22 protein-coding genes and 1 riboswitch are annotated in these 24421 nt (G+C 60.7%); of the genes, 7 read left to right on the top strand and 15 right to left on the bottom strand.

Features of this window, described 5'->3' with window-relative positions:
- Positions 1-8: 8 nt before the first annotated feature.
- On the bottom strand, positions 9-818 hold the full coding sequence (locus tag ACQY7U_RS05840; protein ID WP_428642825.1) for an ABC transporter ATP-binding protein: 810 nt from the start codon (positions 816-818) through the stop codon (positions 9-11).
- 8 nt (positions 819-826) lie between these two features.
- The gene (locus tag ACQY7U_RS05835; RefSeq protein ID WP_428642823.1) at positions 827-1978 is read right to left on the bottom strand and encodes an ABC transporter permease; all 1152 of its coding nucleotides are present in this window, start codon (positions 1976-1978) and stop codon (positions 827-829) included.
- Between the two features lie 92 nt (positions 1979-2070).
- Between ACQY7U_RS05835 and dgcN the strand changes: the two genes are divergently transcribed.
- Both dgcN and dgcA read left to right on the top strand, forming a co-directional pair.
- The gene (gene dgcN, locus ACQY7U_RS05830) at positions 2071-3084 is read left to right on the top strand and encodes an N-acetyltransferase DgcN (protein WP_428642822.1); all 1014 of its coding nucleotides are present in this window, start codon (positions 2071-2073) and stop codon (positions 3082-3084) included.
- Positions 3081-4064, top strand: coding sequence for an N-acetyl-D-Glu racemase DgcA (gene dgcA, locus ACQY7U_RS05825; protein WP_428642821.1), 984 nt, complete (start codon positions 3081-3083; stop codon positions 4062-4064). The genes dgcN and dgcA overlap by 4 nt, the downstream gene beginning before the upstream one ends.
- Before the next feature lie 39 nt (positions 4065-4103).
- On the opposite strand, the gene ACQY7U_RS05820 is transcribed toward dgcA, so the two are convergent.
- A complete protein-coding gene (locus ACQY7U_RS05820; RefSeq protein ID WP_428642820.1) occupies positions 4104-5270 on the bottom strand; it encodes an MFS transporter in 1167 nt (388 codons plus the stop codon).
- 118 nt (positions 5271-5388) lie between these two features.
- On the opposite strand from ACQY7U_RS05820, the gene ACQY7U_RS05815 reads away from it, so the two are divergent.
- Complete coding sequence (locus tag ACQY7U_RS05815) at positions 5389-6546, top strand: protein phosphatase CheZ (RefSeq protein WP_428642819.1); 1158 nt, start codon at positions 5389-5391, stop codon at positions 6544-6546.
- A gap of 93 nt (positions 6547-6639) precedes the next feature.
- Here ACQY7U_RS05815 and ACQY7U_RS05810 read toward each other — a convergent pair whose 3' ends face one another.
- The 4 genes from ACQY7U_RS05810 to ACQY7U_RS05795 form a co-directional block, all read right to left on the bottom strand.
- Positions 6640-7974 (bottom strand): protoglobin domain-containing protein, encoded by a 1335-nt coding sequence (locus ACQY7U_RS05810; RefSeq protein ID WP_428642818.1) that lies wholly within the window; start codon positions 7972-7974, stop codon positions 6640-6642.
- A gap of 303 nt (positions 7975-8277) precedes the next feature.
- On the bottom strand, positions 8278-9303 hold the full coding sequence (locus tag ACQY7U_RS05805) for a threonine ammonia-lyase (protein ID WP_428642817.1): 1026 nt from the start codon (positions 9301-9303) through the stop codon (positions 8278-8280).
- A gap of 189 nt (positions 9304-9492) precedes the next feature.
- Entirely contained in the window at positions 9493-10542 is a 1050-nt protein-coding gene (locus ACQY7U_RS05800; protein WP_428642816.1) for a glycosyltransferase family 4 protein, read from the bottom strand.
- A complete protein-coding gene (locus tag ACQY7U_RS05795; RefSeq protein WP_428642815.1) occupies positions 10539-11342 on the bottom strand; it encodes a UDP-2,3-diacylglucosamine diphosphatase in 804 nt (267 codons plus the stop codon). The genes ACQY7U_RS05800 and ACQY7U_RS05795 overlap by 4 nt, the downstream gene beginning before the upstream one ends.
- A gap of 268 nt (positions 11343-11610) precedes the next feature.
- On the opposite strand from ACQY7U_RS05795, the gene ACQY7U_RS05790 reads away from it, so the two are divergent.
- On the top strand, positions 11611-12390 hold the full coding sequence (locus ACQY7U_RS05790) for an SDR family oxidoreductase (RefSeq protein WP_428642814.1): 780 nt from the start codon (positions 11611-11613) through the stop codon (positions 12388-12390).
- Positions 12391-12452: 62 nt separating this feature from the next.
- Here the strand turns inward: ACQY7U_RS05790 and ACQY7U_RS05785 are convergent, their stop codons facing one another.
- From ACQY7U_RS05785 to ACQY7U_RS05770, 4 genes are all read right to left on the bottom strand, one after another.
- Positions 12453-13712, bottom strand: a complete 1260-nt coding sequence (locus tag ACQY7U_RS05785) for an OmpP1/FadL family transporter (protein WP_428642813.1) — start codon at positions 13710-13712, stop codon at positions 12453-12455.
- Positions 13713-14130: 418 nt separating this feature from the next.
- Complete coding sequence (locus ACQY7U_RS05780; protein ID WP_428642812.1) at positions 14131-15240, bottom strand: TRAP transporter substrate-binding protein; 1110 nt, start codon at positions 15238-15240, stop codon at positions 14131-14133.
- Entirely contained in the window at positions 15233-16048 is an 816-nt protein-coding gene (gene thiD / locus ACQY7U_RS05775) for a bifunctional hydroxymethylpyrimidine kinase/phosphomethylpyrimidine kinase (protein ID WP_428642810.1), read from the bottom strand. Before thiD ends, ACQY7U_RS05780 begins: the two co-directional genes overlap by 8 nt.
- Positions 16049-16084: 36 nt before the next feature.
- The gene (locus tag ACQY7U_RS05770) at positions 16085-16858 is read right to left on the bottom strand and encodes a hydroxyethylthiazole kinase (protein WP_428642809.1); all 774 of its coding nucleotides are present in this window, start codon (positions 16856-16858) and stop codon (positions 16085-16087) included.
- Between the two features lie 68 nt (positions 16859-16926).
- Positions 16927-17037: riboswitch (TPP riboswitch) on the bottom strand.
- Positions 17038-17172: 135 nt separating this feature from the next.
- On the opposite strand from ACQY7U_RS05770, the gene ACQY7U_RS05765 reads away from it, so the two are divergent.
- Both ACQY7U_RS05765 and ACQY7U_RS05760 read left to right on the top strand, forming a co-directional pair.
- A complete protein-coding gene (locus ACQY7U_RS05765; protein ID WP_428642807.1) occupies positions 17173-17409 on the top strand; it encodes an Lrp/AsnC ligand binding domain-containing protein in 237 nt (78 codons plus the stop codon).
- Positions 17410-17443: 34 nt separating this feature from the next.
- Positions 17444-17857: a hypothetical protein gene (locus tag ACQY7U_RS05760; protein ID WP_428642806.1), complete on the top strand. Its 414-nt coding sequence runs from the start codon at positions 17444-17446 to the stop codon at positions 17855-17857.
- Between the two features lie 15 nt (positions 17858-17872).
- Here ACQY7U_RS05760 and ACQY7U_RS05755 read toward each other — a convergent pair whose 3' ends face one another.
- Entirely contained in the window at positions 17873-18877 is a 1005-nt protein-coding gene (locus ACQY7U_RS05755; RefSeq protein ID WP_428642805.1) for a DMT family transporter, read from the bottom strand.
- Positions 18878-19237: 360 nt separating this feature from the next.
- Between ACQY7U_RS05755 and sbmA the strand changes: the two genes are divergently transcribed.
- Positions 19238-20251, top strand: a complete 1014-nt coding sequence (sbmA, locus tag ACQY7U_RS05750; RefSeq protein WP_428642803.1) for a peptide antibiotic transporter SbmA — start codon at positions 19238-19240, stop codon at positions 20249-20251.
- Between the two features lie 125 nt (positions 20252-20376).
- On the opposite strand, the gene ACQY7U_RS05745 is transcribed toward sbmA, so the two are convergent.
- From ACQY7U_RS05745 to ACQY7U_RS05735, 3 genes are all read right to left on the bottom strand, one after another.
- Positions 20377-22674: a xanthine dehydrogenase family protein molybdopterin-binding subunit gene (locus ACQY7U_RS05745; protein WP_428642802.1), complete on the bottom strand. Its 2298-nt coding sequence runs from the start codon at positions 22672-22674 to the stop codon at positions 20377-20379.
- Positions 22675-22841: 167 nt separating this feature from the next.
- Positions 22842-23903 carry a succinylglutamate desuccinylase/aspartoacylase family protein gene (locus ACQY7U_RS05740; protein ID WP_428642800.1) on the bottom strand — a complete coding sequence of 354 codons (1062 nt, stop codon included), beginning with the start codon at positions 23901-23903 and terminating at the stop codon, positions 22842-22844.
- On the bottom strand, positions 23900-24421 hold a 522-nt coding region (locus tag ACQY7U_RS05735), incomplete at its 5' end, for a RimK family alpha-L-glutamate ligase (RefSeq protein ID WP_428642799.1). The genes ACQY7U_RS05740 and ACQY7U_RS05735, both read right to left, overlap by 4 nt.

Here is a 24421-nt window from a genome sequence, read left to right as displayed (position 1 = left end):
CCGTCCACCTATGCTCGGCGTAATGCCCGTTCGCCCCGGAAATACGATTTGATCCAGGGATCGTCGTTTTTCATCATGTCGTCCAGTGTTCCGATGGCCAGAACACGTTTTTTCCCAAGAACAGCAATCCGGTCGCAGATGGAGTGAAGACTGTCGAGATCGTGCGTCACCATGTAAACGGTCAGTCCAAGGGTCGAACTGAGATTTGCAATCAGCGAATCAAAAGCTGCCGCCCCGATCGGATCCAGACCGGATGTCGGCTCGTCCAGAAACACCAAATCGGGGTCCAGTGCAAGGGCACGCGCCAGGCTCGCCCGCTTGACCATGCCGCCGGAAAGCTCGGAAGGCAGCTTGTTGGCGGCGTCCTGAGACAGTCCGACAAGGTCCAGTTTAAGCGTTGCCAGTTCGTCCATGAGCTGCGGCGACAGCTTCAGATGCTCGCGCATCGGCACCTGGATGTTCTGCTTCACGGTGAGCGAGGAAAACAGCGCACCCTGCTGAAACAGGACGCCCCAACGGCGCTCAATGGTCTTGCGTTCCTTTTCATCGGCCGTTTCAAGGTCATGTCCGAAGACGGAAATTGATCCGGCGCGCTTTGGCGTCAATCCAAGAATGGTGCGCATCAGCACGGACTTGCCGGTTCCGGAACCACCGACGAACCCCAAAACCTCACCCCGGCGCACGTCCAGATCGAGATCCTTCAATATGATCTTGCTGCCGAATCCGACGGTAACATCCCGCACAGACAACACGTTATCCGTGCCGTCATGCGTCGGCTCTGTCGCTTTGGCTGTGTCTTCGGCTTCGCTCAATGACATGAATAGGGTCAAACTCCAATAGCGGCAAAGAATATGGCAAAGAAGCCGTCGACGACAATCACGAGAAAAATAGCTTTCACAACGGACATGGTCGTATGACGTCCGAGCGATTCCGAAGAGCCCCCCACCTTCAGCCCCTCAACGCAGGCAATCAGCCCGACGATCAGCGCCATGAAAGGGGCTTTCACGATTCCGACCAGCAGGGTCTCTCTTGTAATGGCGGTCTGCAGTTCCGCCAGAAAAGCAGCGGGTGGAATGTCCAGGTAGGCCCAGGTAATCAACCCGGACCCGAAGAGCGCCGCCATATCCGAAATGAACGTCAGGATCGGCAAGGCGATCATCAGGGCCAGGATACGCGGCAGCACCAGCACCTCGGTCACGCTGAGACCGATCACATGCAGGGCATCGACCTCCTCCTGCATGCGCATGGCGCCAAGTTCGGCGGTAAAGGCCGACCCGGACCGGCCCGCCACCATAATGGCCGTCAGGATCACGCCGATTTCGCGCAGGATCAGGATGCCGGCCAGATCGACGACATAGATGTCCACCCCGAATTGCTTGAGATAGAAACCACCCTGCTGGGAAATGATCGCCCCGATCAGAAAACTCATCAGGGCGACGATCGGCACCGCACCGATGCAGCTTCGGTCGAACTGGACGGCGATGGAGATGCCGCGCAGGCGCTTGGGATCCCGCAACACCGCCGCCAGAACCACCCCGAGCGAGCCGAGAATATGCAACATCGCCAGGCCGTCCCGGCCGGAGTCAACCACCTGGCGTCCCACGGCCTCCAGAAAACCGAGGATCGTGAAAGGGTTGCGTTCCGGTTTCCAGCTTGGCGGGTGATGGCGCTCGATTTCGTCAAACAGCGACTGGCGCACCGGCGTCACGCCGGCCAGGCCCACCTTGCGGCCTTCGAATTCCAGACGGCCACGCGTCCGGTGAATGAGCCAGGCGCCACTGGTGTCCAGATGCTCGATTCTGGAAACATCGATGCAGGTCAGGCGGTCCTTGGAGACATCCACCAGCCCGGCCAGTTCCCTTTCGGCCTCCCCGATGGTGCTGACCGTCCAGTCTCCGGACAGCGACAGGAACTGGCGATCCGGACCATCCGCTTCCAGGTGCATCTCCGGCGTTATGTTTTTTTCCAAGAATGCCATTCCGGAGAGCTGCCCTCTTGCCGCTGGTTCAACATCCCCCGTATACCTGATGCAGAAGTTCAACGTCCAGCAGCCACTTGAAAGCTTTGTCCATGGAAATAGCCCATCCCTACCTTTTGTTCCTCGGTGATGTTCCCGATGCGCTTGCCGCCAAGACCGCGACCGGCATTGTGGACTGGCGCAAGGACTGGTGCCTGGGCCAGGTTCGGCTTGAAGGCTGTGCCGCAGATACGGGTCTCTCGGACATGTCGATCAGCGACGGTGCCGCAGCCGGTGCCAGGACCTTCATTATCGGCGCCGTGAATGCCGGCGGGCGTTTGCCGGACCACTGGGTCGACAGCGTCATCGAAGCGCTCGATGCAGGAATGGATGTCGCTTCCGGCCTTCATGTCCGTCTCGGCGACGTCGCCGCCATCCGGGAAGCTGCAGAGCGGAACGGGCGCAAGCTGCATGACGTGCGCCACAATTCGGAGACCTTCGCCACCGGCAAGGGCACCAAACGCCCGGGGAAACGCATTCTCGCGGTTGGCACCGATTGCTCTGTCGGCAAGAAGTACACCGCTCTGGCCATGGACAAGGCCATGAACGAGCGCGGCTACACCAGTTCTTTCTGTGCGACCGGCCAGACCGGGGTCTTCATTTCCGGCCGGGGCGTCGCGCTCGATGCAGTCGTGGCCGACTTCATTTCCGGAGCCGCCGAATGGCTGTCGCCGGCAACCGACGAGAATCACTGGCAGATTGTCGAAGGCCAGGGGTCCCTGTTTCATCCCTCTTTCGCGGGGGTAACGCTCGGCCTTCTGCACGGCTCTCAGCCGGACGGCTTCATTGTCTGTCATGAACCGACCCGCACAAAGATGCGCGGCGTGGAAACGCCCCTTCCGACGATCCAGCAGGTGATCGACCTGACCATTCAGTGCGGCAGGCTGACCAACCCGGATATCCGCTGCGTCGGCATCGCGGTGAACACTGCCGCCCTCGACGACGACGAGGCCCTCGCCTATCTCGCCAAGGTCGGCGAGAAACACGGCCTGCCGGCAACAGACCCGGTCCGCTACGGCATGGAAACCATCGTCGACAAGGTCTCGGCCGAATTCGGTGCCCCATGAGCCTTGTTGTAACCGTCGAGGCGGAATGCTTCGAAATCGCGGGGGGTTTCAGGATCTCCCGCGAAACGCGCACTCACGCGCAAGTCGTTGTGGTCACGCTGCAGGACGGCACTTTCAAAGGCCGGGGAGAATGCGTTCCCTACCCGCGCTACGGCGAATCCCTTGAGAGCGTCCAGACGCAGATCCAGGAAATCGCCCCGGCCCTCCAGGCGGGCCTGACGCGGGCAACGCTGCTGGAGGCCATGCCCGCGGGTGCTGCCCGCAATGCGGTCGATTGCGCGCTCTGGGATCTGGAAGCCAAGAAGTCCGGACGGACAGCGGCGGACCTGGCGGGTGCCGGCACCCTCAGACCGCTGACGACGGCCTTCACCATCAGCGTGGATACACCGGAGGCGATGGCCGAGAAGACAGCGGCCGCAGCTCATCGTCCGCTATTGAAGGTCAAGCTGGCCGGTCCTGGCGATGACGAACGCATTGCCGCCGTCCGGAAGGCCGCGCCTGACAGCACGCTGATCGTGGATGCCAACGAGGCCTGGGACCAAAGCTGTTTCGAAATCAACATGACCGCCTGCAAGGCGGCCGGCGTCGCCCTGATCGAACAGCCCCTCCCCTCAAAAAACGATGGTCTTCTGGCCGAGATCGACCGGAGCGTCACCATCTGCGCCGACGAGAGCCTGCATCCGGGCAAGAGCATCGACGGCCTGCGGGAAAAATATGACGCGGTCAACATCAAGCTCGACAAGGCCGGTGGCCTGACCGCTGCGCTGCAGCTGGTCGAGGATGCGAGGGCCCAGGATCTGAAAGTCATGGTCGGCTGCATGCTCGGCACATCGCTGGCCATGGCGCCGGCGGTCCTGATTGCCCAGAATGCCGACTTCGTCGACCTGGATGGCCCGCTGCTTCTGGCCGAAGACCGCTCGCCCGGACTGACGTTCGAAGGCAGCACGCTCTTTCCGCCCCGCCCGGAACTCTGGGGCTGACAACCTTTTGATCTTCGGATGACGATTGCCGGCGGCAACCTATGCCGCCGCCATGCGCCGGCGCACCAGAGGTGTCAGCGCCAGGGTAGCCAGCACGCCGACCGCGGAGACGGCGGCCATCAGGTAGAACGGCAAGTCCGGATCGACATCATAAAGCGCGCCGCAGATGGTCAGCGCGACCGCCGACTGAATGCCGATGGATGTGGCCAGCAGCCCCTGCCCCGTACCGCCCCATTTGCTCGGCACCAGCTTCGCCAGGATGGAAACCGCCCCCAGATGGGCCGCGCCGAATGTCAGCGCATGCAGCATCTGCAGCGCGGCCATTGTCACGAAGTTGTCGGCAAAGGGAAAAAGTCCCCAGCGAACGACGGCCGCGGCCCCGGATACCAGCAGAAACACGGGGGGATCGAACCGGCGGCCCAACCGGCCCGCGACGGTGAAGAGCGCGATTTCCGCGACCACGCCCACAGCCCAGAGAACACCGATGGTGAAGTCCGGAACATCCATCGCCTTCCAGTAGATGGTGCCGAAACCATAAAAGGCCGAATGACTGGCCTGAAACAGGCCGAGCAAGGCGAGAATGGGCCAGAACCAGGCTTTCCGGAAAGGCGCTTCCCTGTCATCGCCCCGAGTATCCGATTGCCCGCCGCCACGCTGCTGGGAGGACATCGACATGGCAACGGCTCCCGTCGCCAGGGCCGCGACGGCAATCAGGACAAGAATGCTCCAGGAGGTTTGCTCCGCCGCCAGCATGCCGCCTGCGAGGTTTGCGGCGACGAAACCTACCGAACCCCACAGCCGCATGCGGGCATAATCGGTGCCCGTATTTCGCGCCGCATCCAGCGCATAGGCATCTGCAAGCGGCAGCACCGGCGCCTGAAACACCATGTAACCGATAACGGCAACCGCAACCAAAACGAACCCGGCAGGTCCGGCAAACAGGGCAATGAAAGCCGCGCCCGTCAACGAGTAGATCAGGATGGAGAGCCGCCGCTGGCCGGTGCGGTCGGCAATGTTTGCCAGGAGCGGGCTGGCCGCGATCCGGGTGATGGTCCCCGCCCCGAGAATGAACCCGATTTCCGCGGGATTGATGCCGCGAAAATCCAGCACGACCGGCAAGAAGGGCAGAAACAGCCCGTATCCGAAGAAATGGCAGGCGAAGAGCCCGGCAACCCGGGCACTGATGGGTGGAGAAGAAAAGTGCATAGGAAATGTGCCAGATGCCTGCCTAGGGAGATGTTAACGATTTTCACCTTACCTTGCAGGACAAGCCGTCGGTGTACGGCAAATTATGTCCCTTAGGCAAGTTGAGATTCGCGTCCATATGAAAGCGGAAGCAGCACAGGAAGAGCATGAACTGATCGGCGAGGCCGAATATCATACGCTCGAACAGACCCTGATGGAATCCGATCGCGGGCGTCGGTTTCTGAAAGAGTTTCTCAATCGCAACAAGACCCCGGAAACCACTGAGATTCTGGGAGCGATTCACCGGCTTGAAAAGGTGGTGACCCGTCAGCGCGACGTGCCGGATCTCGACAAGATTCGCCTCGATATCGCCGACATGCATGAAGCGATCGAGCGCACCAAGGCCGAGATCGCCAACATCAAGGCGGAAGGCGAGGAAAACAACCGATTCGTCGATGCTTCCAACGAGCTCGATGCGATCGTGACCCAGACCGAGGGCGCGACCCAGACGATTCTGGAAGCGGCAGAGCAGATCCAGGAAAAGGCCTGGGTTCTGCGCGAAAACGGTGCCGACGACGCAACCTGCGACGATATTGATGCGAAGGCCACGGAAATCTTCATGGCCTGTTCCTTCCAGGATCTGACCGGCCAGCGCACCAACAAGGTGGTACAGGTTCTGCGTTATCTGGAAAGCCGCATCAACTTGATGATCAGCATCTGGGGCATAGAAGAGATGGAGGCCGACGCTACGGCAGGCCCCGTCGACAACCGGCCTGACGCCCATCTTCTGAACGGCCCCCAGCTCTCCGGCGGCGGCGTGTCCCAGAACAGCGTCGACGAACTGATGTCCGCCAGCGACGATGTGTTCAACGCCGCGTTGCAGGAAAACAATGCTGTTTCCGCCTTTGACGCAGCGGCCCCCGCTCCCGCCACGGATACCTTTGCCAGCGCAGCCGACGTCGACGCCATCATGGCCAGCGAGGCCGATATCGATGCCATCATGGCCGGTGGTGACGAACCGATGGACGCTGCCGCTATCGACGACATGTTTGCCTCCGCCCCCGTGACGGACGACGTGGAGACCCCGGTGGCGGAAGACGAGTTCGCGGATATGGATCCGGAAGCGACCCTGGACGAAGCCGCCATCGAAAAGCTCTTCGACAGCGAAATCGCCTCCTCGGAAGAGGAAGAGGAAGCTGACGCGGAATGGCAGATGACCGAGGTCGAGGCGGCAGAGGAAGGGGAAGACCCTCTGACGCAACTGAGCGAAGCCGAACGTCAGGCTCTTTTCAACTAACGCAATAGTCTTTGCCGGAGAATTGGAAAAGGGCGCGGCCGGTTGGCCGCGCCCTTTTCAGATCAGATCCACACCTCTCAGGGGGTGGCGCCGTCAGGTACCCGCGGCAATCTTCCGGAAAAAGACCTCGGCCTCTTCACCCAGCCTGTCGGCCTGATTCTTCAACGAGGCCGACATGTTGCGAACCGCGCCGACCGTTGTCTCGACGCTTTCCACCGATTCGCGGATGGCGGTGATTTCATCGGTCACCGCCTGCGTTCCCTGAGCCGCGAGCTGCACGTTCGAGGAAATTTCACCGGTCGCGGCAGCCTGCTGTTCGACGGCCGATGCAATGCTGGTCGCAATCTCGGACAGCTGCCCGATCAGGCCGGTGATGCCATCGATATCCTGGACAGACTGCTGAGTTGCCCGCTGAATGCTGGCGATCTGCTCGGTGATCTCTTCCGTTGCCTTGGTGGTCTGGCTGGCAAGTTCCTTGACTTCCGCTGCCACGACGGCAAAGCCCTTGCCCATCTCTCCGGCTCGCGCTGCCTCGATGGTGGCATTCAGCGCCAGGAGATTGGTCTGTTCGGCAATATCGGAAATCAGACCGATCACGGAGCCGACCTGTTGTGCAAATTCCGCGAGTTGGGTCATCGACTCGTTGGTGTTCTGCGCTCCCTGAACCGCCTTGAGCGCCATTTCCCGCGACTGCCCGGCCTGCCGGCCGATCTCGGCAATCGAAGCCGTCATTTCTTCCGTTGCCGTCGCACTGGACTGCACGCCGCTGGCGGTTTCCGCCGAAGAGGCATCCATGTTGCCCATGCGCGCACTGATGGCCCCGGTTTCCTGGCTCAAGCTGCCGGAAGACGTTTCCAGTTCTTCCGAGGCGTTTCCGAGCGCGTTGACAGCCCCGCCCAGCACGTCCTGAAAGCCCTGGACGGCCGTTTTCAATTCGATTTCACGTGCCACAGCGTCTTCGACCATCTTTTCGTGATAGGTCGAAATCGCGAGATCCATGTCCAGCATCACGAGCTTGGTCACGACATTCAGCGCTTTCGTGCGCTTGGATGCGGACAGGAAACGCCGTTTCATCAAAAGACCGGTGAGCTGCTCAAGCACATAGGCGTAGCCACCGATATACCAGCTCGGCTCAAGGCCGATTTTGACATGGGCAAGCCCGATGCGCACTGCCCGTTCACGATAGGCCTCGGTTGCCCCATCCGTGAACAGCCCCTGCCAATGGGAGCTCTGGGCCGCCACAAGCCGGTTTTCCTGGTCACCGAGAAGACCGGCCAGATGCGGCACGGTTCTGACATGCGCGTAGAAACCCTTGAGGATCCCGGGCAGTTCCTGAGCGATCTGCGGCCAAAGGGATCTGGCGAGGGCGCGATCCTCGTCCGAAAACCGGAAGAAAGTCAGCCGGTCGCTCATGTTCTTGTTTTGCATTTCAACCCCTAGCGGTCCAATGGAGCGCGAAACGAACTGGATCCGCCGACAACCGGACTTACCGGAGTGCAGGAACCAGCACCTTTCGCAAGGTGCACAGACTGCCGGGCGGGATTCGTTTTGGGTTATGAAAAGGCACGGAGATCACCCGCGCCCCGTGTCGGGGCAACGGTTTCAAATCCGGCCAGTCCGTCCTTTCGCCCCGTCCCGGCGAAACGGCAACAACCCTCACGACTTACGTTAAGTAACTGACTCGTAAAGGTTATCCCTGCCTCGCTCTAACGGGCCAGTGCTAAGGACGGGTTAACGGGCTAGGGCTTTCATCAACATTTCAGGGTCGATATTGCCGCCTGTCAGAACAACCCCAACCGTCTTGCCTTCCAGGGGCAGTTTTCCCGACAGGACGGAGGCCAGGGCCACCGCACCACCCGGCTCCACCACCAGTTTCAGTTCGGTAAAGGCAAAGGCGACCGCGTCAAGCACTTCGTCGTCGGTCACGCTCACGCCTTCTCCGGCAAGCCCATGAAGGATCGAAAAACCGATTTCCCCCGGCATTTCGGAAAGCAAGGCATCGCAGATCGACCCGGCCTTGACCGCATTTGGCAAGCGCGTTCCGGCATCCAGAGAGCGTTTGTAATCGTCGAAGAGAGCCGGCTCGCAGGTATGGAATTTCGTTGCGGGCGAGAGGTGCGAAAGAGCGAGCGCGATGCCGCTTGAAAGTCCGCCGCCACCTGTACAGGCGAAAACGTCATCAAGCCGAAGACCAAGATCACCGGCTTGCCGGGCGAGTTCCAGCCCGACGGTACCCTGCCCGGCGATGACGGCAGCATTGTCAAAGGGGTGGACCAGTGTTGCCCCGGTCTCGGCGCAGAGGCGTTCCGCGATCCCGTCACGGTCCTCGGTCTCCCGGTCATAGGTGACGACGGTGGCGCCATAGCCGCGTGTGCGTTCCAGCTTGATCTCCGGTGCATCGGCCGGCATCACGATGGTCGCCGGCATGCCAAGCAGTTGCGCGCTCGCGGCAACTCCCTGCGCGTGGTTTCCGGAAGAGCAGGCAACCACACCCTTCTGACGGTCAGCGGCCGGGATCTGGCTGAGGCAATTATAGGCTCCGCGAAACTTGAAGGATCCGCTGCGCTGCAGGTTCTCCGGTTTGATCAGGACGTTCGCCCCGGTCCGTTCGTCCAGAACGGGGTGCCGCAGCACGGGCGTCAGCAGGGCTTCGCCGCGGATACGCGCGGCAGCGGCTTCAATATCTTCGAAGGAAACGGCTTTTCCGGAACGGTCCGGGTTTGACACCGGCACGGCTTGAGACTGGATTTCCGACATCAGAACTCGCTTTGCGGATCAGAATTCTTCAACACTGAGATCCGGCCCGGGGAGGAGCCGGAGAGGAATACCTGGCTCGCTGATCGCGGCCAACTGAGAATTGTCTTTCACAGGAAGATGGAGTGTTCCAGCAAGAAATTGTCCCGGTATCAATTTTGCCGGAACAGCACTTCGCATCGGAGCCGGCCGTTATTCCGCCGCCCTCACCCCGGCGAGCGAGCGGTTGAAGATGTCCTGCGCCTCTATGCAGTTGTCCAGGAACTGGCGGGCACTTGCCGCCCAGGTGTAGTCCATGGCGATCTTCCGGCAATGCTCCCGTGGAATATCGAGAGCTGCCTCCGCCGCTTCCTGAAGGTTGTCGGACAAGACCCCGGCCCCTGTTCCGCCGATGACATCGAGCGGCCCCATGACGGGATAGGCGGCGACAGGAACACCGCAGGCCAGCGCTTCAAGCATCACGTTGCCGAAGGTATCCGTCAGGGACGGAAAGACGAAGACATCGGCATCGGAATAATGGCGGGCCAGGTCTTCGCCCAGCTTTGCACCGGTGAACAGGACATCCGGATATTCACGGCGCAAGGCCTCAAGCTGCGGCCCGCCACCAACCACGACCTTTGAACCCGGGAGTTTCAGGTCCAGGAAAGCACCGATGTTCTTTTCCACCGAAACGCGGCCGACATACATGAAGACGGGGCGTGGCAGATCGGCAGGCAGAACGGACCCTTCGTATGGACGGAACAACTGCTCGTCGACGCCCCGGGACCAGCGCATCAGGTTCCGGAAACCGCGTGCGCGCAGCTCCTCTTCCAACGATCGGGTTGCCACCATGCAGCCGCTGCCGGAATTGTGGAACCGCCGCAGCCAGCCGTAGGACCACGAAAGCGGCACCGGCAGCCGGGCGGAGACATATTCGGGGAAACGTGTGTGATAGCTGGTTGTGAACGTCCGGCCCGTCTTGCGGGCCGCACTTGCCGCCAGGAGCCCGAGCGGACCTTCCGTTGCGATGTGTAGATGCTCGCAATCGAACGCTTCGATCTTCCGCCGGACGATACCGCGATGGGTCAGCGACAGGCGGATTTCTGGGTAAGTGGGACACGGCAGCGTCCGGAAGCCCTGGGGGGTGAGAAACTCGACGCGGGTCCCGATTGCCTCGAGTTCCTCCGCCGTGCGTTCAAGGGAGCGGACGACACCGTTAATCTGCGGATGCCAGGCATCCGTCACGATGAGAATGGAGCTCATGCGGCGACCGGCGTTTCCCGAGACTTCGTCTGCACGGTCCTTGTCTGGCTTCTGTCCACCCATCGGATCACCTCGAATGTCCCGTCATGGTGTTCTGCAACGGCCGTACAGCTTTCCACCCAGTCGCCTGTGTTGATGTAGTGAATGCCGTTCATATCACGATTGGCGGCGTGATGTATGTGGCCGCAGATGACCCCGTCGACCCCCTGCCGCCGGGCTTCCTCGGAGAGGGCCTCTTCGAACCGGCCGATGAAACTGACTGCGTTTTTCACCTTCAGCTTGGCCCAGGCCGACAGAGACCAGTAGGTCAGGCCTGCCCGGCGGCGAACGGCGTTCAGCCAGGTGTTGACGGTCAGGGCGGTCACGTAGGCCTTGTCGCCAAAGAAAGCGAGCCATTTGGCATGGCGGATGACCACATCGAACTGGTCGCCGTGGATAACCAGGTATCGCTTGCCGTTGGCCGCTTCGTGGATGATGCTGTCGGTCACTTCGACACCGCCGAAGTGGGTTCCGAGAAAACTGCGCAGGAACTCGTCGTGATTGCCGGGAATGTAGACGATCCGCGCTCCCTTGCGGCCCTTACGCAGCACTTTCTGGACAACGTCGTTGTGCAGCTGCGGCCAGTACCAGGACCGTTTCAGGCGCCAGCCGTCCGCGATGTCGCCGACCAGGTAGATGGTTTCGGCATCATTGTCCTTCAGGAAGTCCAGCAGCATATCCGCCTGGCAACCGCGCGTGCCAAGGTGAACATCTGAAAGAAACAAGGCCCGGTAATGCCGCGATGACTCTGCGGTCGACATGGCGCTTCTCCAATTTCCCATTGGGGCGCTTTAGACGCGATTCAAGTTTCACTATTATGACAGCGCAACGCCGAACCAGTACCTCGCATTGTTTTCCGCGGCACGACCGAATACCTGCGAAACATTTTGAACAGGTCCGGAACTCTTTTCGCAACGCCCTCATTTCCAAACAGAACTTGCCGACACAAAAATTTCCTTTCGTTTGACAGCCCCCGTCCGCACGGCCCAAAAGAGGCATCGGGAGTTCCGGCAACGAAGGAGACATTCGATGGATCTGGGCCTTGAGGGAAAGAAGGCGATCATTTGCGCTTCCAGCCGCGGTCTTGGACGGGGCTGCGCGGAGGCGCTGGCGGAAGCCGGCTGCGCGATCGTCCTGAACGGCCGCAACGAAGCCGTGCTCGCGGAAACCCGCGCAGCAATCGAGTCAAGATTTGGCGTCCCGGTTCAAACCGTCGCCGCCGATGTTTCAACGCCCGAGGGACAGGAAGCGCTGCTGGCTGCCTGCCCCGATCCGGACATCCTCGTCAACAACAATGGCGGCCCGCCGCGCCGCGATTATTCGGAACTGGACCGTGCTGCCCTGCTGGAAGGGGCGATCCAGAATTTCGTGACGCCCGTGGAACTGATTCAGGCCGTGGTTCCCCGCATGAAGGAGCGCGGGTTCGGACGGATCGTCAACATCACCTCGCTCTCGGTCAAGATGCCCATCGAAGGCCTTGACCTGTCCAGCGGAGCGCGTGCCGGGCTTACGGCATTCCTTGCCGGCGTTTGCCGCCAGCTCGCTCCGCATGGCATCACCGTCAACAACCTGCTGCCCGGCAAGATGGATACGGACCGTCTGAAAGGCGGCTTCGAGCGCACCGCCGTGCAAACGGGCAAGCCGGTCGATGACATCCGGGCACAACAGGCTGCCGAAATCCCCGCCCGGCGCTTTGGAAATGCCACCGAATTCGGCCAGACCTGCGCCTTCCTGTGCTCTGTTCACGCCGGCTATATCACCGGCCAGAACATCCTCATGGACGGCGGCCTCTATCCGGCGGCGTTTTAGGCGGATCAGCGAAAAAGGCCAGAGCGTTGCCCTGGCCTCCCTGCAAGCGACGTTGAAGCCAATCAGAACTTGTAGCGCAGCGACGCCGCAACGATGTTCACATGACTGTCGACATCGGCGGAATAGTTGCCGAAAGCCGTCTTGTAGTCCTGATGGCTGGAATCGATGTTGATCTCGGTCGCTTCAGGAATGATATGCGTGTAACCGAGATCGAAGGCCAGGTGCTCGTTGAAAGCATAACTCGCCCCGGCGGACAGCCACCAGCGATTGTTGTCGGGAAGACGGGTCGAGCGGATGTCCTCGTCAATCGGCGAAATCTCGTAGGCGAGACCGGCGCGAAGGGTCAGCTTGTCGTTGAAGTCGTATTCACCGCCGAGAGAAAAGAACCAGCCATCGTCGTAGTTGAAGTTGAGCGTCGTCAACGTGGCACCGGATGTGTCGGAAGTCGCGCGAGGCGCTTTCAGGCGGCTCCAGTTGGTCCATTCAATTGTGCCGAGCAGGCGGATCTTGTCCGTGATCTTCTGCTTTGCGGAGAAATTGATCATGTCCGGAGTGGTGACACCGAGGTGGATCGCACTCGTCGCACCACTGGCGTAGAGATTTCCTTCAAGCTCATGGGACACGCCAGAGCGGTATCCCAGCCCGAATTCCGTGCCCTCAAAAGGCTTTACGGTGATACCGGCGGTCACGCCAAAGCCGATATCGTCTCCGGAGATCTCGTTCGACCTGGCAAATCCGGAGGACGTCGCATCCGCCGATTTCAGACTGACGTCCAGGTACTGGACCTGAACACCGGCCGCGATGGAGATCATATCGTTGATCTGATAGGCGATATTCGGATTGACGTTCAGCGAGAAGACCGTCGAGGACCGGGAATAGAACCGGGCCGCCCAGTCGTTCTCCGGCTTGGTCGACATTCCGAAGGGCGCATTGACGCCAACACCGAAAATGAGGCTGTCATTCAACCGGTAGGCGGCGTATCCGGCCGGTAACCAGGCATCGCCTGCAATGTCGCCGCTGCCGATCGACGATGTTCCGACAGCCCCTCCCGAGAGCGTGCCGTTGATGTCGGAATACGGAAGCAGCGCGGTGTTGTGCGTTTCCACGGTCAGTCCCTGCCGGGCACTGATAAGCGATGCCGGGTTCCAGAACATCGAGGAGATGGAGTCGCTTGTCGTACCGTAGCCAGCGAACGACATCCCCTGATAATAGGCGCTCTGTTCCCGGATCGCGAACCCACCCGCATGCGCGGCTCCCGCGACCATGGACAGTGCAATCGCGGTCGATGTAACGAGCGCTGCATTCTTGTTTGCCAAAGGCATCGAGTTTTCTCCCACCCAAATTTCCAACGTGTGTAACGTGACTACCGCCGTTAGAAATTTCGGAGAACGGATGCCGTTTCAACTCAAGAATTACGCCCGAAAACCGCAGTTAATTCGATGCTGCGACGCAAAATATACCAAGTGATACACAGACCGGCGCCACGGAGTTTCAAAGATCAGACACAAAAGTTACTGATCGGAGCTGCTTTGTCATGAAAGCGACACGCCTTCGCGCGATTGCATAAAAAATGAGCAATCGGCGAGCGACCTTCCGATAACGTCAATTAACCTGCCTCCGTTGCCCCCATGCCACACGTAACCCAAGGGAAACCCTTGGGTTTTCAGAGGCAAAGATTCAAATTAGCTCGATATTTTTAACAATACTTTTGCAACGCATGCCAACAAGAGATACCGGATTTCAGGCCGCACCGTCGCGTGCAGCCATGAACCGGCGCATGGCCACGTTGCTCCAGGGAGCCAGCCGTTCGCGCGCTGCAATGTTGCTTTCATAGATGCGCCGGGCCAGGGGATCCTTGCCGGCGAACTCCTCCAGAACCACTTTGGCCGTCTCCCGCAACGCGGTAAGAACGTCATCGGGATAGGGCTTGATCGTCACCCCGTCTTCCTCCTGGAGCAGCTTCAGGCTGCCGGCGTTTTCCCAGTCGCTTTCGGCCAGCGCGCGTCCGTTTTCCGCGCGGCAGGCTTCCAGCACGATCGTGCGCAGCTCTTCCGGCAGGCCATCGAGTGCGAGCTTGTTGAAGAGCGCCTCTCCCGTGCCGTTCGGCTCGTGGAAACCGGGCGTGTAATAGGACTTGGCAACCTTGTGGAAGCCCATGGCCCTGTCCGACCACGGCCCCAGAAACTCCGTCGCATCGAGCACGCCGGACTGCAACGCCTGGAAGAGTTCGCCGGGCGGCAGGCTGACCGGCGTCGCCCCCAGACGGCGCATCACCTCGCCGCCAAGACCCGGCATCCGGATTTTCAGACCCTTCAGATCGTCCAGACCGGCAATGTCCCGCTTGTACCAGCCGCCCATCTGAACGCCGGTGTTGCCGGCCATCACCGGCTTCAGGCCGAAGGGGGCATAGAGTTCGTCCCAGAGCGTCTGACCGCCGCCCTGCTCGATCCATGTGATGTGTTCATGCGGCAGCAGACCGAAGGGAATGGCCGTGAAGAATACCGAGGCCGGGATCTTGCCCTGCCAGAAGAACGAGGCCGTGTGAGCCATCTGTGCCGTTCCGGCGGAGACCGCTTCGAAAACGCCGAGCGCAGGCACCAGTTCACCGGCGGCATAAAGCCGGATGCGCAACTGGCCACCGGACATCTTGGTGACCTGATCGGCGATCCGCTGCGCTGTGACGCCCGGCCCCGGCAAGTTCTTCGGCCAGGAAGTCACCATCTTCCATTCGATCGTGGCCTTTTCCTGCGCCAGCGCAGGAGTGGCCAATGCCGCCGCCGTAGAAGCGGAAGCTCCCAGAAGCGCCCTGCGGCTCAACTTCGTCTTCTTGCCCACGGTGAGATCAGACATCTTGCTTGCTCCAGAAGTCATAAAAATGATGGACCGGACCATGACCGGCACCGATTTCCAGCTGGTCTGCAGCGGCAATCGCTGCCTGTATGTAGCGCTTTGCCGCCCTGACCGCCTCCGGCAATGTCATGCCCCTTGCGAGCCCTGCCGCAATGGCCGAGGAAAGCGTGCAGCCTGTGCCATGGGTGTTGTTCGTGGCAATGCGGGTCTCGCGCAGCCAGATCCCCTCGCCGCTGCCGTCCAGGAAGAGATCGGCGCTTTCCGCGCTGGTGCCGTGTCCGCCCTTGAGCAGAACGGATCTGGCCCCCAGTCCGAGTAGCCGCTCGGCCTGGGCGTGCATGGCGGCCTCGTCCACGGCCACGTCCGTTTCCAGCATCCGGGCGGCCTCGTGCAGGTTCGGCGTGATGACATCCGCAAGCGGCACAAGCACGGAAATCAGGCCACTGACAGCGCTGTCGGCCAGCAGGGGATCTCCGGAAGCGGCCACCATCACCGGGTCCAGCACCACGGGACCCGTCTCATGTGCTTTCAGGCCGCTTGCCACCGCCTCGATGATGTCGACGCGCGACAGCATGCCGATCTTTGTGGCCTTCACCTTCAGGTCCGAGAAAACTGCATCCATCTGGGCGCGCACGAATTCGGGCGGTACATCGTGAATGGCGCTGACCCCGAGCGTGTTCTGCGCGGTCAGGGCGGTCAGAACGCTCGCCCCATAGACCCCGTTGGCCGAAAAGGACTTGAGGTCCGCCTGAATGCCGGCGCCTCCGCCGGAATCGGATCCTGCTATGGTCACCGCGATCGCGGTCATGATGTTCTCCTTCCCTGAATATGATGGGAGTGTCGGTCAGGTGGTTTTGAGACGGGCTTCGATATCGCCAAGGCTCATGGCGTAGAGCGCATCTAGAAGTTCGGGCACGAGAGTGCCGGGGCCGCCGGCCTGTTCGGCAGCCATTTCGCCCGCAATGTTGAAGACGGAAAGACCGCAGGCCGCCGCCAGCGCGGTGTCTTCCTCCACGCTCATGAAGGCCGTCAGAACGGCCCCGCCCGCACAACCGGTCGCCGTCACCCGCGCCATCAAGGGATGGCCGTTCAAAAGCCTGAAATCTTCTCCGCTGCTTTCGATCTTGTCCTCTTGCCCCGTCACCGCGAACACCGTCCCCGTGGCGATCAGATCCTCCACGCCGGCACGGTCGGCAAACATCGCACCCATTTCCGGTTCATTGAGCCGGACAAGGTCGGGCTTGAACCGGAGCAGTTCCTGTGCGAAGGCGCATCGGAGGGGAGAACGGTCGACGAAAACCGGATCGAGACCGACCGGCCTGCCGGCGGCTTGCGCCGCTTCCATGGCGAGCGGAATGGCCTCGCGCCTGGCTTCGTCCAGCGTACCGAGATTGACCAGCAACGCATCCGCGCTTGCGGCAAATCCCGCCACTTCCTCCTTTGCAAGGGTCATGGAGGGCACCGCCCCGAGCGCGAGCAGCACATTGGCGGTGAAACTCTGGGCCACCGCATTGGTGATGGCGTGGATGCGCGGCGCTTTCACGCGGACACGTTCAAGCCGTTCGAAGACGGTCCCGGCCGCAAGCGAGCGGGTAGACGCGGCAAGAGAAAGGCTCATGCGGCACCTCCTAAAAGGGCCGGAGGTCCTCCGGTCGCGGTCTGTGTCGGGAATTTGCCTTTGGCGGTATTCATCATCATCTCAAATCCCTCCGCCGGTGCAAGCCGGATCAGGTTCAAGGAGTTGGCAACCCGCCTCTCAGCCCGAACCACAATGGCCGGGCACCCCCATGAGATGTCTGCACTGCTAGCAAGCCGGGCACGGCATTGCAAGTCTTCGCGCCCCCTGAGACACCATATGCGATTGACTGGCAGCAAGAGATGGGCGATGTCGTTGGAAACGAAATTGCAAAAGCCAACCCGTCGGAGCGCCGAATGACCCCGTTTTTCGTGATGATCAAATGCCAGCTGGGCAAGACCTACCAGGTTGCCAACGCGATTGCCGACGCAGAGATCGCCTCCGAGGTCTATTCCACCAGTGGCGACTACGATCTTCTGGTCAAGTTCTATGTCGACGAAAGCGCCGACATCGGCCATTTCGTCAATGAAAAGGTGCATCCGATCGACGGCATTCAGGACACCAAGACGATTATTACCTTCAAAGCTTTCTGAACCGCGTCCAGTTCCATTGACCGGGAGGTCTTCCATGCGCTTTGTGACATCCGCTGCCCTTGCTCTCGGCCTGACACTCCTGCCGCTTTCAGCGGCTGGAACCGCAAGTGCCCAGGGCATGCCTCCCGAGCAGATCAAGCAGATCCTCGACCTGACCAAGGCGAACTGGGTGGCTTTCCGCGACTGGCAGGGCCAGGAGCTGATCTATTTCACCCATCTGGAATCCTGGAAATGCGGGATCGACTACGTCTTCTACGGCTTCAACGGCGGCGAACTGGACCAGGAGTGGGAACTGGATACCTGCGATCCCGACAACCCGAACGCTGTCCTCAAAGACAAGCCCTATATCGAACTGCCTCTCGGGTCGGTCCAGTCGATCAGTGTTCAGCTGATCTTCCCGGACGGCACCAAGAGCGCGGTTGAGACCTTCCAGTACAAGCCGCAATAGGGCAGCGTCCCGTCTTCATGACTTCGACGGTGAGGATGCCCGACGAGCCTTGGTGCGGTCCAGCCCCAGCCTGTGCTCGCGGTAGATGACGAAGACACCGGCAGCGATCACGATCAGGGCGCCGATCATCACCTCCGGCACCGGAAATTCCGAAAAGACCACCCAGCCGACGATGATCGCCCAGAGCATGTTGACGTAGTCGAAGGGCGCGATGGTCGAGGCGTCTGCGAAGCGGTAGCTCTGCGTCAGCAGGATCTGGCCGACACCGCCGGCAAGACCGATCAGCAGCATCAGGCCGCCGGTATGAAGATCCGGAACCACCCACGCCTGCCCCGGCAGAACGAAGCCGAGCGGCAGGGTCAGCAGCGCCATGACCGTCGAGGCCCCCGCGAACCAGGTGACAATGGTCGAGGTCCGCTCCGTTTCGCACAATTTGCGTACGGTGATCATCGCAAGTGCGGCAAAGCAGGCGGCCACGGCACCCAGCATCGCGCCGATAGCAGACGCATTGTCGAGTTCCCCTTCCCCCAGATGCGGCGACAGCACCACCAGAATACCGATGAACCCGACGCCGACAGCGCTCCAGCGGTAGACCCGGACCCGTTCCCCCAGAATAAAGAAGGCCAGCACAACCACGATCAGCGGCGTGGCAAAGCCGATGGCGGTGGCGTCTGGCAGCGGCAGCAGGTGCAGTGCCGTGAAGGAACAGACCATCGCGGACAGCCCCACCGCCGAACGGGTCAGATGCCCTTTCGGATTGGAAGTCCTGAAGGCCAGACCCAGTTCTCCGCGCAAAGCCACCATTATGAGGACCGGAAACAGCCCGAAGAAATTCCTGGCAAAGACCAGCTCGCCGATCGGAACGGTTTCCGCCGCGATCTTCAGCGAAGTCGCCATGACAAAGAAGACGATGGTCGAGGCTACCTTTAAGCTTATGCCGAGCAGCGGTGCCTGGCGGGTCATTCCCTGTGGCGCGGCGGTCGGGCTGGAAAGGCGGGAACTTTCGCTGGAAAGCGACATAAATATCATCCGGGACCGGCACAGAAAGAAGGCCCCGTGAAGCGCCGGACCGAAACTCCACAGGCAACACACCCCCACATTCCACAGCAAACGACCGTTGCCGTTCCGGATCATTCAATCAGGCAAAGACGGATATGAGGCGGGAAATCGCTCGAATAGAGCGACCAGTATCCGGCCAAGTTGCGATTATTGCAATGAGCCACCACGAAATTTGCCGTCCTTGACCAGATGGCTGCATTTGCAACGCAGCCATTCTGGTCAAAAACTCTTCACAACTGCCACAATAACCGTCCGCGCACTCCTTTTGCCTCAGAGGCTCCCTATAATCTCCGGAAACTCCGATTCGAGAGGCGAAATGCCATGTTCCGTTCTTTTTTTCTAAGTCGAAAATGGTTCCTGTGGGCCTGGGTTGGCTCAGTGCTGATCCTGGGGGTGACCTGGTTCAAAGTTCAGCAAACCGTGCGGATCAACGAATGGTATGGCGTTTTTTACGACATGATTCAGAAGGCGCTCCAGACCCCCGGCAGCGTTGAGGCAAAGGACTATTGGCAGGGTATTCTGGATTTCGCGGAAATCGCCACGATCCTGATTACTGTCGCCGTCTTGCTGGAGTTCTTTATCAAGCACTTCATCTTCCGTTGGCGCACGGCCATGAACAACTACTACATGTCGCACTGGCATGCGGTCCGCCACATCGAAGGGGCCTCCCAACGTGTTCAGGAAGACACGATGCGGTTCGCCCGGATCATGGAGAGCCTGGGCGTTTCATTCATGCGCTCGATCATGACGCTGGTCGCGTTTCTTCCGATCCTCTGGCAACTATCACAACACGTCACCGAGCTGCCACTGCTTGGAAAAGTCGACGGCTCGCTGGTGTTTGCAGCACTTCTGTCCGCTGCTTTCGGAACAGTCCTGCTTGCCGTCGTCGGTATCAAACTCCCAGGCCTGGAATTCCAGAACCAGAAAGTCGAAGCAGCTTACCGAAAAGAACTTGTCTACGGCGAAGACCACCCGGAACGGGCAGACGCGCACACGGCCAATGCACTGTTCATGGACGTAAGACGAAACTATTTCCGGCTGTTCTTTCACTACCTCTACTTCGATGTGGCACGCTGGGTGTACCTGCAAGGTGCCGTGCTCATCCCATTGATCGTGCTTGCACCAACGATCCTGAGCGGCGCTATAACTTACGGCATCCTGACTCGTATCAGCTCGGCCTTTGGCCAGGTCGAAAACTCCTTTCAGTTCCTCGTGAACTCCTGGGGTACGATTATCGAGTTGATTTCGGTTTATAAGCGCCTTCGTGCCTTTGAGGAGCATATTTGGGAATATGAGCGAAACGGCGGTGAATCACGCCCGATGCCTGCTGAGTAGGCTTCGGCCCGTTTCAATAACCTGATCCGGGTGCCGATTGAAAATCGCGTATTCTAATCAGGACCACCAATGAAAAGGCGCCCCGTTTGGGCGCCTTTCGCGTCTCCAACCTAACGCGCCGCAACCTAACGCGCCGCCTGGATCGTTTCCCAGACCTTCAGCGGCGTCGCCGGCATGTCGATCAGCTCCGATACGCCGGCCCCGTCCCTCAGGGCCCTCTGCACCGCGTTCATCACCGAGGCGCAGCCGCCGATGGTGCCGGCTTCCCCGGCCCCCTTGATGCCCATGGCGTTGGTGGTCGACGGGATGTTGCGGGTCTGGAAATCGAAGTCCGGCAGGTCGGCGGCGCGGATCATCCGGTAGTCCAGCAGCGAAGCGGTCAGAAGCTGGCCGTCCTCGTCATAGACCGTGTGCTCGCACAAGGCCTGGCTTATCGCGGAAGCCGCCCCGCCATGGACCTGACCGGCCAAGAGCAGCGGGTTCACCGTCACGCCGAAGTCGTCGACGATGACGTAGTTCAGGACGGAAACGTCGCCGGTTTCAGGATCGATCTCCACTTCGGCGATGTGCGTGCCGTTCGGATAGGTCGCCTCGTCCTGCTTGACTTCCTCGCGCGCCATCAGCGGTTCGCCGGCGCTGGCGGCGATCTCGGCCAGCGTCACCTGCTGGTCGGTTCCGACCACGCGCACGACGCCGCTTTCCAGCTCAAGATCCTCAATGCCCGCCTCCAGCCGGTCGGCAGCCAGTTCCTTGACCTTCTTCACAAGGGAAAGACCGGCATCGCGCACGGACGGCAGCCCGATCGGGATCGAGCGGGACCCGCCGGTGCCGCCACCCTGGCGCACCCGCTCCGTATCGCCCTGGATTACCTGGATGTCCTCGATGTTCACCCCGAACTGCTCCGCCAGCACCTGGCTGTAGGCCGTTGCATGGCCCTGTCCGTTGGTCTGGGTGCCAATCAGCAGCGTCAGCGTGCCGTCACCGCCGAGTTCCAGCGTCGCCTCCTCGCTTCCCGGAAAGGCACAGGCCTCGATATAGGAGCAGATGCCGATGCCCCGGTATTTGCCGGCAGTCGCGCTTGTCCGCTGACGGGCTTCGAAACCCGCCCAGTCGGAAACTTCCAGAGCCTTCTCCAGATGCCCCGCAAAATCGCCGGTATCGTACATGCGCCCGGTCTGGGTAGTGTAGGGCAGCTGATCCTGCCTGATGAAGTTGCGCTTGCGGATTTCCACGGGTCCAAGTCCGGTTTCCTCACCCGCCTTGTCGATCAGCCGTTCGATAAGATAGGCCGCTTCCGGCCGTCCGGCGCCGCGGAACGCATCGACCGGAACGGTGTGCATGTAGACGCCCTCGACCTTTGCAAACAGCGCCGGAATATCATAGAGCCCGGACGACATGGTCGTTCCGACAAACGGAATGAACGGGCCGAACTGGTGGAGATATGCTCCCATGGCGGCCTTCACATGCACTCTCAAGCCGATAATCCGGCTTTCGCCGTCCAGGGCCATTTCCGCGTGGGTAAGGTTGTCCCGGCCGTGGGCATCGGTGACGAAGTGATCCATGCGCTCACCCGCCCAGCGCACCGGGCGGCCGAGTTCCTTCGCGGCGATCATCGACAGCGGATATTCGCGGTAGCAGAACATCTTGGTACCGAAGCCGCCACCGACTTCCGGCGTGATGATCTGCAGCTGTTCCGCCTCCAGTTCCAGGATGCTGCACAGGATATTGCGCATGATGTGGCCACCCTGCGTCCCCAGCGTCACCTTGAAATGGTCCCGCGTGCCGTCATATTCGGCGACGCAACCGCGCAGCTCCATGTAGTTGGCCACGATCCGGTTGTTGACGACATCAATGGAAACGGTCTTTGCTGCTTGCGCAAATGCCGCATCGGCCTTGGCCTCGTCGCCATGGCCGAAGGTAAAGGCAACATTGTCGCTGAACTGCGGCCAGACCTTCAAGGCACCCGGCGCAAGCGCATCCTCGATGCCCACGACAACGTCGAGCGGATCGTAGTCGATCTCCAGCATCTCGGCCGCGTTTCGAGCCGTCTCGATATCATCAGCGACGATGAAGGCAATGGCATCACCGACGTAGCGGACTTCGTCCGGGCACAGAACCGGTTGCACCGGCGCCGTGATCCCTGATCCGTCGATCTGCTTCGGGCGGGCGTTGCAGGGCATGGACCTGCCTTCAAGCTCGGCTCCAGTCAGGACAAGCCGGACACCGTCCATCTCCCGGATCTCGCCAATATTGCCCAGGCTGATGCGGGCATGCGCCATGGCAGAGCGCACCATGTAGCCGTGCAGGCAGCCTTCCGGCTGATAGTCCGCCGTGTAGATGCCCTTCCCCGTAATGAGAGGCTCGTCTTCCTTACGGCGCAACGGCGCGCCGACACCGAATTTCGGAGGGACCACTTGGTTCATGAATTTGACCTGCAATTTTGGGAAGATATTCCCGGAAAATCAAAGCACCGAAGGAGGTGGCATTTCACTCAACATAATACCCGGAAGCCGTGTCGGCCAGAGCGGCCGCCCGGATGCAGGTTTGCCGGCCGGCAAAACACTTTTGCTTCAAAGGGTCGATCCACACTCTAGATGATTTCATCCTCGTCAAACAAGGGATCGGCCTCCAGTTGGGACGCCAGGCTGCCAAGCGTCTGTTCCGCGTCGACCTTCGCGCTGACATCAGCGATATGAAACAGCCCGTCCCCTTCGTTGACGACGGGCAGATTGGTACGTCCGATCACCAGTCCACCATATTCGGCCAGCACCGGCCGCTCGTTTTCGCCGAAGGGGTCGGAGACAATGCCCAGCAGCATTTCCGGCTCGACCACATCACCGATGGACTTGTAGGGCCGCAGAAGCCCCCCTGCCGGTGAACGGACCCAGTAACTGGATTTTGTCACGATCGGCGCGGCCTTTGGCCTGGTAATGCCCCTGGCGCCGACCATCTTCAGAGCGCGCATCACCCTCAGCACTCCGGACACACCCGCGCGAATGGCCATTTCGTCGAAGCGCAGCCCCTCGCCCGCCTCGAAAACCAGTACGTCCTTGCCCTTGGCCTGAGCCGCCGCGCGCATGGAGCCCTCGCGCAGCCTGGAGGTCAGAACCACCGGCGCGCCGAAAGCCTTTGCCAGCTCGAGCGTTTCCGGCCGTGAGGGAGATACCCGGATCTGCGGCAGGTTGGTCCGGTGGATCGCCGCCGAATGCAGGTCGATGCCGTAGTCGGCCCGGTTGACAATTTCGCTCATGAACAGTTGCGCCAGGCGCCCGGCCAGGGAACCTCTCTGGCTTCCCGGAAAAGACCTGTTGAGGTCGCGCCGGTCCGGCAGATAGCGGGAATGGTTGAGAAACCCGAAGGCATTCACAATCGGGACGACCAGAACCGTTCCCTTCAACCTTTCCAGTTCCGGCGCCTCCAGTTGCGGAGCGTTCAGGATACGCCGGGCGATCTCGACTCCGATCACTTCGTCGCCATGCACGGCGGCGCTGACGAAGAGCACCGGTCCGGGCCTGCGCCCGTGAAGCACATGCACGGACATGGTGACCGGTGTGTGATCAGAAAGAACGCTGACCGGAAGATCGACCGTGCGCCGTGTACCGGGAGAAATCGAATGGGTCCCGATCTCGAAAGGTTTTGGGTTCGAGGTCAACCGCGTCCCTTTGTCTTGGTTTTTCCGGTCACGGCATTCTTGGCGAGAAAATCGATAATCTTTCCGGCAACATCGATGCCGGTCGCCTTTTCAACGCCTTCCAGTCCGGGAGAGGAGTTCACTTCCATCACCACGGCGCCATGGTTCGAACGCAACATGTCGACGCCGCAGACATTCAGGCCCATGGTCTTGGCGGCCCGGATCGCCGTCGAGCGTTCTTCCGGCGAGATCTTGACTGCCGCGGCACTGCCGCCGCGGTGCAGGTTGGACCGGAATTCGCCCTCGGCGCCAGTACGTTTCATCGCAGCGATCACCTTGCCGCCGACAACCAGCGCACGGATATCGGTACCTCCGGCCTCCTTGATGAATTCCTGAACCATGATGTTCACATTTGCCCCCCGAAAGGCCTCGATCACCGATTTGGCGGAGCGTTCCGTGTCCGCCAGCACGACCCCGATGCCCTGGGTGCCTTCAAGGAGCTTGATGACGAGGGGAGCGCCTCCAGCCGTGCGCAGGAC

It is taken from the genome of Roseibium sp. (assembly GCF_050301095.1).
Classification (GTDB): domain Bacteria; phylum Pseudomonadota; class Alphaproteobacteria; order Rhizobiales; family Stappiaceae; genus Roseibium.
The sequence above is the reverse complement of the archived record's forward strand: the minus strand, read 5'-3'. Positions and strand labels throughout refer to the sequence as shown.